This is a genomic window from Streptomyces sp. NPDC088817 (assembly GCF_044750345.1).
In the GTDB taxonomy this organism is placed as follows: Bacteria; Actinomycetota; Actinomycetes; order Streptomycetales; family Streptomycetaceae; genus Streptomyces.
Genome location: NZ_JBIVJN010000015.1, coordinates 110,783 through 122,591, shown reverse-complemented (window position 1 = coordinate 122,591; position 11,809 = coordinate 110,783). Strand labels below are relative to the sequence as shown.

10 protein-coding genes are annotated in these 11,809 nt (G+C 71.5%); 1 reads left to right on the top strand and 9 read right to left on the bottom strand.

Annotated elements, in window-relative coordinates; translation table 11 throughout:
- Positions 1-160 precede the first annotated feature (160 nt).
- From ACIP4X_RS25710 to ACIP4X_RS25700, 3 genes are all read right to left on the bottom strand, one after another.
- On the bottom strand, positions 161-1,846 hold the full coding sequence (locus ACIP4X_RS25710) for a beta-N-acetylhexosaminidase (protein ID WP_401350816.1): 1,686 nt from the start codon (positions 1,844-1,846) through the stop codon (positions 161-163).
- Between the two features lie 138 nt (positions 1,847-1,984).
- Positions 1,985-2,266, bottom strand: coding sequence for a DUF3039 domain-containing protein (locus ACIP4X_RS25705; protein WP_141360526.1), 282 nt, complete (start codon positions 2,264-2,266; stop codon positions 1,985-1,987).
- 28 nt (positions 2,267-2,294) lie between these two features.
- On the bottom strand, positions 2,295-2,864 hold the full coding sequence (locus ACIP4X_RS25700) for a YqgE/AlgH family protein (protein WP_358728148.1): 570 nt from the start codon (positions 2,862-2,864) through the stop codon (positions 2,295-2,297).
- A 275-nt stretch (positions 2,865-3,139) separates the two neighbouring features.
- On the opposite strand from ACIP4X_RS25700, the gene murA reads away from it, so the two are divergent.
- Positions 3,140-4,486 carry a UDP-N-acetylglucosamine 1-carboxyvinyltransferase gene (murA, locus tag ACIP4X_RS25695; RefSeq protein WP_358728146.1) on the top strand — a complete coding sequence of 449 codons (1,347 nt, stop codon included), beginning with the start codon at positions 3,140-3,142 and terminating at the stop codon, positions 4,484-4,486.
- Between the two features lie 172 nt (positions 4,487-4,658).
- On the opposite strand, the gene ACIP4X_RS25690 is transcribed toward murA, so the two are convergent.
- The 6 genes from ACIP4X_RS25690 to ACIP4X_RS25665 form a co-directional block, all read right to left on the bottom strand.
- Positions 4,659-4,940, bottom strand: coding sequence for an HU family DNA-binding protein (locus ACIP4X_RS25690; RefSeq protein WP_003990598.1), 282 nt, complete (start codon positions 4,938-4,940; stop codon positions 4,659-4,661).
- A 297-nt stretch (positions 4,941-5,237) separates the two neighbouring features.
- Complete coding sequence (locus ACIP4X_RS25685; protein ID WP_358728144.1) at positions 5,238-6,653, bottom strand: NAD-dependent malic enzyme; 1,416 nt, start codon at positions 6,651-6,653, stop codon at positions 5,238-5,240.
- 378 nt (positions 6,654-7,031) lie between these two features.
- The gene (locus ACIP4X_RS25680; RefSeq protein ID WP_401350813.1) at positions 7,032-9,353 is read right to left on the bottom strand and encodes a HelD family protein; all 2,322 of its coding nucleotides are present in this window, start codon (positions 9,351-9,353) and stop codon (positions 7,032-7,034) included.
- 64 nt (positions 9,354-9,417) lie between these two features.
- Complete coding sequence (locus ACIP4X_RS25675; protein ID WP_358728141.1) at positions 9,418-10,176, bottom strand: zf-HC2 domain-containing protein; 759 nt, start codon at positions 10,174-10,176, stop codon at positions 9,418-9,420.
- 50 nt (positions 10,177-10,226) lie between these two features.
- Positions 10,227-10,748: a sigma-70 family RNA polymerase sigma factor gene (locus ACIP4X_RS25670; protein WP_019056398.1), complete on the bottom strand. Its 522-nt coding sequence runs from the start codon at positions 10,746-10,748 to the stop codon at positions 10,227-10,229.
- Positions 10,749-11,091: 343 nt separating this feature from the next.
- The gene (locus tag ACIP4X_RS25665; RefSeq protein WP_401350811.1) at positions 11,092-11,685 is read right to left on the bottom strand and encodes a CGNR zinc finger domain-containing protein; all 594 of its coding nucleotides are present in this window, start codon (positions 11,683-11,685) and stop codon (positions 11,092-11,094) included.
- Between the last annotated feature and the right edge of the window lie 124 nt (positions 11,686-11,809).

Genomic DNA, 11,809 nt, shown 5'->3' with positions numbered 1-11,809 from the left:
TTTGGCACACCATCACCGGTGCGAGCGAATTCCCACTCTTCGCTGACTCTTGCGGTCTTTTTCCGTCACCTGTTCGAGACGGCGGAACCGGCGAGCGGGGCCGCGGACGGAACCGGCACCCCGCCACCCCGGCGTGCCACCCCGCACGCCACCCCCGCGGCTACCTCGACGGCGGAGGACCCTCCAGAGGCCGCCCGAGGACGCCGGGGCGCCGCTGCCACGGGTGCGGCCCGGTGGGCGGCCGGTAGCCGACTCCCAGGGCGTCCAGACGCCCGTAGTGGGCGGTCATCCGCCGCTCGAAATCGGCGAAGTCCCGTTCCGCCGGGGCGGGCAGGTCGCTCCAGGCGACCTCGGCGAACGCGGCCAGCCTGGGGAACACCTGGTAGTCGACGCGCGACTGATCCTCCATCACCTCGGTCCAGACGTTGGCCTGTGCGCCCAGCACATGGCGGGCCTGCGCCTCGTCCAGTTCCGGCGGGACCGGCTCGAACCGGTAGACGTCCTCCAGGGTGCGCACGTAGCCGATCGGCACCGGTTCGTCCTCGCCCGGGGCCTGGCGGTGGTCCAGGTACACCTGCTGCTCGGGGCACATGACGACGTCGTGGCCGGCCCGCGCGGCGGCGATCCCGCCCGCGTACCCGCGCCAGGACGACACCGCGGCCCCCGCCGCCAGACCGCCCTCCAGGATCTCGTCCCAGCCGATCATCCTGCGCCCGCGCGCGGTGAACCAGGCGTCGAAGTGGCCGATGAACCAGGACTGGAGCGCGTCCTCGTCGGCCAGTCCGAGTTCCGCGATCCGCGCCTGCGCGGCCGGCGAGGCCCGCCACTGCTCCTTGGGGCACTCGTCGCCGCCGATGTGGACAAACCGTGAGAACTCTGCGAACTCTGCGAACCCCGCGAACCCCGCGGATCCGGTGGAGGCCACGGCGTCCGCCGGGAACAGTTCGAGCAGTTCCTCGAAGACGCCCTCGTAGAAGCGCAGGGTGGCGTCGGTGGGGGCGAGGACGTTCGGGTTGACCCCCCAGTCGTCCCAGACGGTGAGGGCGGCGGTGTCGACGACGTCGGTGTTGCCGAGTTCCGGGTACGCGGCGATGGCGGCCTGCGAGTGCCCGGGGACGTCGATCTCGGGCACGACGGCGATGTGCCGTTCGGCGGCGTACGCGACGATCTCGCGGATGTCGTCCTGGGTGTAGTGGCCGCCGTGCGGTCTGTCGTCCCACAGCGGGGACGCCCGGTGGCCGAATCTCGTCCGCGCCCGCCAGGAACCGGTTTCGGTCAGCCTCGGGTACCGCTTGATCTCGACACGCCAGCCCTGGTCGTCCGTCAGGTGGAAGTGCAGCACGTTGAGTTTGTGCGCGGCCATCAGGTCGAGGTGACGCAGGACGCCGTCCTTGGGCATGAAGTGGCGGGCCACGTCGAGCATCATGCCGCGCCAGCGGAAGCGGGGGGCGTCCTCGATCACCCCCGCCGGGACCGCGTGGGCGGCGTCCGGCCGTACGGGGGCGCGCCGGAAGGCGTGGGGGCCGAGCAGCTGGCGCAGGGTCTGCGCACCCCAGAAGACCCCGGCCGGGGAGCCGCCGCGGATCTCCACGCCCTGCCCGGGCTCGGCGGCGAGCCGGTACGCCTCGGGCTCCAGGGTGTCGTCCAGGCGCAGCCGTACGGAGTCCGGGTCGTCCTCGGCGCCGGGCGCGAGGGGCAGGCCGAGGGCCGCGCCGAGCGTGCCGCGCAGCCAGCGTTCGGTGCCGCCGGTGCCCTCGGCGGCCCACAGGGTGGTGCTCCGGTCGAGGGGGACGGCGCGGTCCGGGGAGCCGGCCGCGGCGCGCGGGGCCGGAATCACGTCGGTCATGCCCCATGGGTAGCGTCGGCCGCGACGCGGCGCAACGGGCGTTGCACATGGTGCACGGGCCGGGCGACGGCACAGGCCCCCGGGCGCGCCGGAGCGCGCCTCGGGGGCCCTGAGAGTCTCTGCCGAGCGGGGAGCCGGTTACTTCTTCTTGTCGTCGCCGCCTTCGCCGCCGCCGCTCATGGATTCGTAGATCTCCTTGCACAGCGGGCAGACGGGGTACTTCTTGGGGTCGCGGCCCGGCACCCACACCTTGCCGCACAGCGCCACGACGGGCGTACCGTCGAGGGCGCTCGCCATGATCTTGTCCTTCTGGACGTAGTGGGCGAAGCGCTCGTGGTCGCCGTCGCCGTGGGACACCTGCGGCGTCGGCTCGACGAGGGTACCCGTACCAGTGCCGCGCTCGGGCTCGAGAGTGCTCATACCGCAAGGGTACTGAAGGCCCGGGGCGTCAGTTGAGCGAAGGGTCGTCCGGATATGTGGCGACCATCGCCAGTTCGTTGCGCTGGCGGCGCAGCACTTCGCGCCAGAGTCTCTCGGGGGCCGGGGAGGACACGTCGCCGGGTTCCGACTCGACGACGTACCAGGCTCCCTCCTCCAGCTCGTCCTCCAGCTGGCCGGGGCCCCAGCCGGCGTATCCGGCGAAGATCCGTAGCGAGCCGAGGGCGGAGGCCAGCAGCTCGGGGGGTGCCTCCAGGTCGACGAGACCGATCGCGCCGTGCACCCGGCGCCAGCCCAGCGGGGCGCCCTCGCCGGAGCCGCCGGGGATGACGGCGACGCCGAGCGCGGAGTCCAGGGACACCGGGCCGCCCTGGAAGACGACGCCGGGCTCCCCGGCGAGGTCGGCCCAGCCCTCCAGGATGTCACCCACGTCCACGGGGGTGGGACGGTTGAGGACGACACCGAGGGAGCCCTCCTCGTCGTGGTCGAGAAGGAGCACCACCGCGCGGTCGAAGTTCGGGTCCGCCAGGGCGGGCGTGGCCACGAGCAGCCGCCCTGTGAGCGAGGACACCTCGGTCATGCCAGACATGATCCCGCATCTTCCCTTCGCATGGGGAGCCAATCCGGCTACGGGGGTGAGCGCAGCTCAGGGGACACTGAAGCGTCACCGGCGCACGGCGGCGGCGGTGACCGCACGTGCCCGGCGCTCAACTGGGCGTGTCGGTGCGGGGTCATGAGCCAACCCCGGGCGTCCACGGGCTTTCTGCAGGGGGGCGCACGGCGATTACCCTGTCTCTCCGGCCCCCTCCGAAGTGATCGGCCGGCTCCTGACCACCGAATCGGAACGCGAGATACATGACCGTCAACGGCACTGACGACGTACTGCTTGTCCATGGCGGAACCCCGCTGGAGGGCGAGATCCGAGTCCGCGGTGCGAAGAACCTCGTACCGAAGGCCATGGTCGCCGCCCTGCTGGGCGGTGAGCCAAGTCGCCTGCGCAACGTTCCGGACATCCGTGACGTGCGTGTCGTGCGCGGTCTGCTGCAACTGCACGGGGTGACGGTCCGTCCGGGTGACGAACCGGGTGAGCTGGTGCTCGACCCGACCCGGGTGGAGAGCGCCAACGTCGCCGACATCGATGCCCACGCGGGCTCCTCGCGCATTCCGATCCTGTTCTGCGGGCCGCTGCTGCACCGGCTGGGGCACGCGTTCATCCCCGGCCTGGGCGGCTGCGACATCGGGGGCCGGCCCATCGACTTCCACTTCGACGTGCTGCGGCAGTTCGGCGCGGTCATCGAGAAGCGGGCCGACGGGCAGTACCTGGAGGCGCCGCAGCGGCTGCGCGGGACGAAGATCCGGCTGCCGTACCCGTCCGTCGGCGCGACCGAGCAGGTGCTGCTGACGGCCGTGCTGGCCGAGGGTGTCACCGAGCTGTCCAACGCGGCCGTGGAGCCGGAGATCGAGGACCTGATCTGCGTTCTGCAGAAGATGGGCGCGATCATCGCGATGGACACCGACCGGACGATCCGGATCACGGGTGTGGACAAGCTCGGCGGCTACGACCACCGGGCTCTTTCGGACAGGCTGGAGGCCGCGTCCTGGGCGTCGGCGGCGCTGGCGACCGAGGGCGACATCTACGTCCGCGGCGCGCAGCAGCGGTCGATGATGACCTTCCTGAACACCTACCGCAAGGTGGGTGGCGCGTTCCGGATCGACGACGAGGGCATCCGCTTCTGGCACCCGGGCGGCCAGCTGAAGTCCATAGCGCTGGAGACGGACGTGCACCCCGGTTTCCAGACGGACTGGCAGCAGCCGCTGGTGGTGGCCCTGACCCAGGCCACGGGCCTGTCGATCATCCACGAGACGGTGTACGAGTCGCGTCTGGGCTTCACCTCCGCGCTCAACCAGATGGGCGCGCACATCCAGCTCTACCGCGAGTGCCTGGGCGGCTCCGACTGCCGCTTCGGCCAGCGCAACTTCCTGCACTCCGCGGTGGTGTCGGGGCCGACCCGGCTCCAGGGCGCCGACCTGGTCATCCCGGACCTGCGCGGCGGCTTCTCCTACCTGATCGCGGCCCTGGCCGCCCAGGGCACGTCCCGCGTCCACGGCATCGACCTGATCAACCGCGGCTACGAGAACTTCATGGAGAAGCTCGTGGAGCTGGGCGCCAAGGTGGAGCTCCCGGGCCAGGCCCTCGGCTGACCGGGGCTCCCGGCCGGGCCCCGGATGATCCGGTCGGTCCGGCGGGCGCCCGGGAGTGCGTACGCCAGTGGGGCGGCCCCCGGTGAGGGGCCGCCCCACTGGCGTGTGGTGGCCTGAAAGGACTGGCCTTCAGCGCCTCGTGCGCCGTCCCGCGGCGCACGAGACGGCTGGGTCACTTGCCCTTGGCCGCTTCCTTGAGCTTGCTGCCCGCGGAGACCTTGACGCTGTAGCCGGCCGGGATCTGGATCGGCTCGCCGGTCTGCGGGTTGCGAGCGGTGCGAGCGGCACGGTGGGTGCGCTCGAAGGTCAGGAAACCAGGGATGGTGACCTTCTCGTCCCCCTTGGAGACGATGTCGCCGACGACGTCGGCGAACGCGGCCAGCACGGCGTCGGCGTCCTTGCGGGTCACCTCGGCGCGGTCGGCCAGCGCGGCCACCAGCTCACTGCGGTTCATGTTCTTACTCCCGTGTTCTTCTTGCCGTTGCGGCGAGGCCGCATGTTGGGCACAGCGAAGCCGATGCTGCCAGGGTCCTCGGTGAGTCCCCGGACCCGGGTCCGTCGCCGAACCCTCGCGCCCAGGGAGGCATCCTGCCCCCACCTGCGGCGCGAATGCCAATCCGGCACCCATAGGAGTCGTGAGAACACCCTTGGGAGTCACACGAAGAGATGCCCGAGCCTGGCCGTCACGATAAGGCTCCGCCGACGGCGGGGTGGCGCACGACGCGCCGGTGTCCCGGCGCGGTGGGAATCATCACGCCGTCGCCGCCGTCTTCGCGGCCGCCTCCCGGACCGCCCCGGCCACCGCGCCGGCGACCTTGTCGTTGAAGACGCTCGGGATGATGTAGTTCGGGTTCAGCTCGTCCTCGGTGACCACGCCGGCGAGGGCCTGCGCGGCGGCCAGCATCATCTCCGTGTTGACGGTGCGGGACTGCGCGTCCAGCAGGCCGCGGAAGACGCCCGGGAAGACCAGCACGTTGTTGATCTGGTTGGGGAAGTCGGAGCGGCCGGTGGCCACAACTGCCGCTGTCTGACGGGCGATTGCCGGGTCCACCTCGGGGTCGGGGTTCGCGAGCGCGAACACGATCGCGCCGTCCGCCATGGCGGCCACGTCGTCGCCGTCGAGCACGTTGGGGGCCGAGACGCCGATGAAGACGTCCGCGTCGTGCACGGCCTCCTTCAGGGTGCCGGTCAGGCCCTCCGGGTTGGTGTTGTCCGCGATCCAGCGCAGCGGGGAGTCCGGGGCGGCGCCGACGAGGTCCTCGCGGCCGGCGTGCACCACGCCGTGGATGTCGGCGACGACGGCGTTCTTCACACCCGCGGCGAGCAGCAGCCGCAGGATCGCCGTACCGGCGGCGCCGGCGCCGGACATCACCACGCGCACGCTGTCGATCGACTTGCCGACCACGCGCAGCGCGTTGGTCAGCGAGGCGAGCACCACGATCGCGGTGCCGTGCTGGTCGTCGTGGAAGACGGGGATGTCGAGGGCCTCACGCAGCCGGGCCTCGATCTCGAAGCAGCGGGGCGCGGAGATGTCCTCCAGGTTGATGCCCGCGAAGCCGGGGGCGATCGCCTTGACGATCTCGACGATCGCGTCGCTGTCCTGGGTGTCCAGGCAGATCGGCCAGGCGTCGATGCCCGCGAAGCGCTTGAAGAGGGCCGCCTTGCCCTCCATGACCGGCAGGGCGGCCTTGGGGCCGATGTTGCCCAGGCCGAGCACGGCCGAGCCGTCCGTCACGACCGCAACGGAGTTGCGCTTGATGGTCAGACGCCGGGCGTCCTCGGGGTTCTCCGCGATCGCCATGCACACGCGGGCCACACCCGGCGTGTAGACCATGGAGAGGTCGTCACGGTTGCGGATGGGGTGCTTGGACGCCATCTCGATCTTGCCGCCGAGGTGCATCAGGAACGTACGGTCCGAGACCTTGCCCAGCGTGACGCCCTCGATGCCGCGCAGCTTCTCGACGATCTCCTCGGCGTGGGCCGTCGAGGTGGCCGCGATGGTGACGTCGATACGGAGCCGCTCGTGGCCCGACGCGGTGACGTCGAGGCCGGTCACCGAGCCTCCGGAGGACTCCACGGCCGTGGTGAGCTGCGATACGGCGGTTCCGCCCGCCGGCACCTCCAGACGGATGGTCATCGAGTAGGAGACGCTGGGCGCCGTTGCCATGGCCGACTTCCTCTGCTTTCACCGTGTCGCGAAGTTCTGCCGTCCGATCGTCGCACCTACCCCTGGGTACGTGGTAGTCGCCCCGGGTTGCGAACGTACTGTTCACCGGGAGGCGCCGTTTTCGGAAACGGAATTTCACCATACGAGAAGCGTCGCGGTGGCGAAAGGTGCGGGAGCGCCAAAAGAGGCCCACGTCACATCGCGACGTGGGCCTCTCGCAGAGTTTGTACGACACCGACCCGCCATGCTCGCCTCGCGGCAAGTGGTCGCTCGTGGCGACGAAGGTTGGGCCCGGGGGCTTGGATCGGGCCGGTGCCGTATCCAGGCTAACAAACGGATCCCCGGTGGCCATTCCCGTAGCCGAGGTTCACCCGTTGTTCAGTCCCTCAGCAGATCCGGCACCCCGGCCCCGTCCGGCTCGTCCCGCTCCGCGGAGACCACCGTGAGCTGCTGGGTGGCCCTGGTCAGGGCCACGTACAGGACCCGCAGCCCGGCCGGGGACTCGTCCGCGATCTCCGCGGGCGAGACGACGATCGTCGCGTCGTACTCCAGGCCCTTGGCCTCCAGACTGCCGAGGGCCACCACCCGGTCGCCGAGCCCGGCCAGCCAGCGCCGCGCCTCCTCGCGCCGGTTCATGGCGACGACCACGCCGACCGTGCCGTCGACCAGGTCGAGGAGCCGTTCCGCCTCCGCCCGCACGCTCTTCTCCAGCGAGCCCCGGACGACGGCGAAGCGCGGCTCCACCCCGGTGGAGCGCACCGCCGTCGGCGCGGTGGAGCCGGGCATGGCCAGGGCGAGGACCTTCGAGGCCAGCTCGGCGATCTCCGCCGGGTTGCGGTAGTTCACGGTCAGCTCGAAGCGGCGGCGCGGCCGGGTGCCCAGGGCCTCGTCGCGGGCCTCGGCCGCCTCGTCCGGGTCGGACCAGGAGGACTGGGCGGGGTCTCCGACGACCGTCCAGGTGGCGTGCCGGCCGCGGCGGCCGACCATCCGCCACTGCATGGGCGTGAGGTCCTGCGCCTCGTCCACGATGACGTGCGCGTACTCGGTGCGCTCCTGCGCGAGGCGCTCCGCCCGCTCCCGCTGCGACTCCTCGCGCACCGGCATCAGCTCCTCCAGACCGGTGAGCTGGTCCAGCGGGTCCAGCTCGCGCTTGCGGCGCGGGCGGGCCGGGGTGCCGAGGATCGCCTGGAGCTCGTCCAGCAGGGCGATGTCGTGCACCGAGTGGCCGCCGCGCCGCAGCGAGCGGGCCACCCTGCGCACCTCCCCCGGGTTGAGGATCCGGCGCGCCCAGCGGCCCAGCCGCCGCTCGTCGGCCATGGCGGTGAGCACGGCCGACGGGGTCAGCTCGGGCCACCAGGCGTCGAGGAAGGCGGCGAAGGAGTCCTCGCCGGTGACGTCCTCGTCGAAGGAGGAGCGCAGCTCGGCGGCGAGCTCCGGGTCGGTGTGCCGGGCGCCGGCGCCCGACTTCTCCCACAGGGCGTCGAGGAGCAGCTTGCGGGCGCGCGGGCGCAGCAGGTTGACCGGCGCGGTGCCGCCGAGGGCGGTGCGCCGTACGTGGTCGAGTTCGCCGGCCTCCAGCTCCAGCCGGCGGCCGAAGGCGACGACCCGCAGCCGGTCCGGTGTGCCGTTGGGCTCCAGCGCGCCCCGCGCCGCCTTGCGCAGCACCTTCAGCATCCGGTACGAGCCCTTGACCCGGGCCACCGACGGGGAGTCGTACAGCGTCGCCTCGGCGCCGTCGACGAGCGAGCCGATGGCCCGGACGGCGACCTGGCCCTCCTCGCCGAGCGAGGGCAGCACGCCCTCGGTGTAGGCCACGAGCAGAGGCGTCGGGGAGACGATCAGGATGCCGCCCGCGTAGCGGCGCCGGTCCTGGTAGAGCAGGTAGGCCGCCCGGTGCAGCGCGACCGCCGTCTTCCCCGTCCCCGGGCCGCCCTCGACGTACGTCACCGAGGCGGCGGGGGCGCGGATGACCAGGTCCTGCTCGGCCTGGATGGAGGAGACGATGTCCCGCATGGTGTGGCCGCGGGACCGGCCGAGCGCGGCCATCAGGGCGCCGTCGCCGACCGCGGGCAGCTCGTGGCCGTCGAGGAACGCCCTCAGCTCGGGACGCATCAGGTCGTCCTCGACGCCGAGCACGCGCCGCCCCTTGGAGCGGATGACGCGCCGGCGCACGACCCGGCCGGGGTCGACCGGGGTGGAGCGGTAGAACGGGGCGGCGGCCGGTGCCCGCCAGTCGATGACCAGCGGGGAGTAGTCCTCGTCGAGGACGCCGATACGGCCGATGTGCAGGGTCTCGGCGATGTCCGCCGTGCCGTCCTCGCGGACCACGCCCTCGGCCGGTTCCACCGCCGTGTAGGCGCCGTCCGGGCCCTTCCTGCCGTCCTTGCCGAGCAGCAGGTCGATACGGCCGAAGAGGAAGTCCTCGAACTCGTTGTTCAGCCGGTTGAGGTGGACGCCGGCGCGGAAGACCTGCGCGTCGCGCTCGGCCAGCGCGCCGGGTGTGCCCACCTGGCCGCGCCGGGCGGCGTCACGCATGAGGAACTCGGCCTCGTGGATCTTCTCCTCGAGGCGGCGGTACACCCGGTCCAGGTGCTGCTGTTCCACACTGATCTCACGGTCCCGTACGGAGTCGTGCGCCGCTTCGTGCGCTACGCCGTGGACCGATCCGACCGCGGAATCCTGTTGAGCCTGTGCGGCCACCGGGCCCCCTTCTGACGTGCTGGGCAGCCGTCAACCGTACGCGAAAGGGGGCCCCGGGCGGAAGCTAGGACGGTACCTCGACGAGTTGCTTCCCGTCGAAGGTCATCACCTCGAAGTGATCGATCTGGTTCGGCTCCAGGGCCGCGCCGCCGCGGACGTAGAGGGGGTTCCTGGCCTCCTCCGTCTTGGCGTTCGGTACGCCGTAGCCCCACTCCGGGACGGACCAGGACGTGACCGTCTCGCGTTCGCCGTTCTTGCCGACGGCGATGAGCGAGCACTTCTGCGAGCCGGTGACGTTGCTCAGCTCCAGGACGGCGTTGGTGCCCCAGTCCTTCTTCTCGACGGCGACCGTCGCGGTGACCTTCGTCGTCGGGTCCGTCGCCGTGACCTTGTCGGGCATCGCCGCGAAGGCGGACTGCGCGGGGCTCGCGCCCGCCGTGGTGTTGTCGCCGCCGCCCGAGCCGCTCGCCGCGAACACGGCCAGCGGGCTGCCGATGATCAGCGCCGCCGCCGCGGCGACCATGTAGAAGCCGCGCCTGCGCTTCTGGGCACGGCGCTCGGCGACCTCGTCGACGAGCTTCTCCACCAGGCGTGGGCTCGGCTTGGCCGAAAGGGACTCCCCGACCGCGGGTGTGCCGGAGCCCGGCAGGTCCGCCAGTGCGGCGAACATCGGCTCCATGCCGGCCAGTTCGTCGAGTTGCTGGGCGCACCACTCGCAGCCGGCGAGATGCGCCTCGAAAGCGGTTGCCTCGGCGTCGTCAAGAATTCCGAGGGCGTAGGCGCCGACGGTCTCGTGCTCGTTCGGAGCCGGGGTTCCCTGCATGGCCCCAGACATACCCGCACCACCCGTTCCGAATCCCCCGTACACGCTCATCACGCCGTCACCCCCCGCTCCTCCAGCGCCAGCTTCATCGACCGCAGGGCGTAGAACACCCGCGAGCGGACGGTGCCGCTGGGTATGCCCAGCGTCTCGGCCGCCTCATTGACGGTACGCCCTTTGAAGTACGTCTCGACGAGCACCTCCCGGTGGGCCGGGGTCAGGTCGTCGAGCGCGTCAGACAGCGTCATCAGCCACAGCGCCTTGTCGATCTCGTCCTCCGCGGGGATGACCTCCAGCGGCGACGGATCGACCTCCTGCGGCCGGGCCTGCCGGCTGCGGTGGCCGTCGATGACGATGCGCCGTGCGACCGTCACCAGCCAGGGGCGTACCGAACCGGTGGCCCGATTGAGCTGACCGGCGTTCTTCCAGGCACGGATGAGCGTCTCCTGCACCACGTCCTCGGCACGCTGCCGGTCGCCGGCGACCAGCCGGAGGACATACGCGAGGAGAGGACCGGCGTGCTCGCGATAGAGCGCACGCATCAACTCCTCATCAGGTTCCGAGGACTGGGACATGCGATGTCGGGCCCTCGCTCCACGTTCATTGGCCACGGCCGCATCCTTGCGCACGCCCACCTCCGGTGTCCGGGGCTTCCCCCCAGTCGTTCGCTCGACGACGGGTACGGATCAGGGGTGCGGGGTGTTCAAAACAGGCCGACGGTTTTCTGTCGGGTGCCGTGACGAGGGAGGACATGGGCGCACATTCCCCCCGCTCCGCCTTCACATTTCCGACACGGATGTGGAGGCGGGCGCGCTGCCCGCCCCGGAACTGGGCCAAACAATGTGTTACGCAAATCACTTCGGAACGCAACACCCACAACCGGCAAATGGGGTGCGGGAGTTGTTCCGCGTGCTTCCCCTAGGTCTCTGAGTGAGCGGCGCGTCGGCGGTGGCGGGCCACCCGTTCGCGGTTCCCGCAGACCTCGCTGGAACACCAGCGCCTCCGGCGTCCGCGGGACGTGTCCAGGTACACGATCGGGCAGTTGTCGCCCTCGCACTGGCGCAGGGCCGCCCGGGCCTCGGGGTCGGTGAGCAGTTCCACCGCGTCCCGGGCGACGGCCGCGAGCAGGGCGGCGCAGTCGGGCGGGCCCGCCAACTCGCGTACGAGGGTGCCGTCTTCGCCACGCACGGCGCGGGGTGCGGGGGGTGCGGTACGGGCGATGTCGTTGACGCGGGCGAGCGCGAGGTCGTGGGCCCTGAGCTCCGCCGCGAGACAGCCGCGCACCAACTCCGCCACATCCCCCCGGAGTTCTCTGAAGGCGGTGAGCCAGGAGGCGTCCGCGTGTGTGGGCGGGCAGCCGGGTGGCACGAGTCCCGAGCCGGTGATCCACGCTCGCAGCGGCGGGAGGGAGTCCAGCCGTTCCACGGGGTGGGTGGTGGAGAGGAGGTCCAGGCAGACCCGCCCGGCGCCGAACCTCAGCTCGTACGGGACCGTGGCCGCAGCCAGTGCCATGTGCGTGTCACCGCCTAGGCTCACCCCGGCCGGCAGCCTCGCCGGGGCATCGTCGGAGGCCGGAAATCCGTTCCCTCCCACAGTGCCCGCCCACCGCCCGCACCGGTAGCCCCCGTGCGGCGCG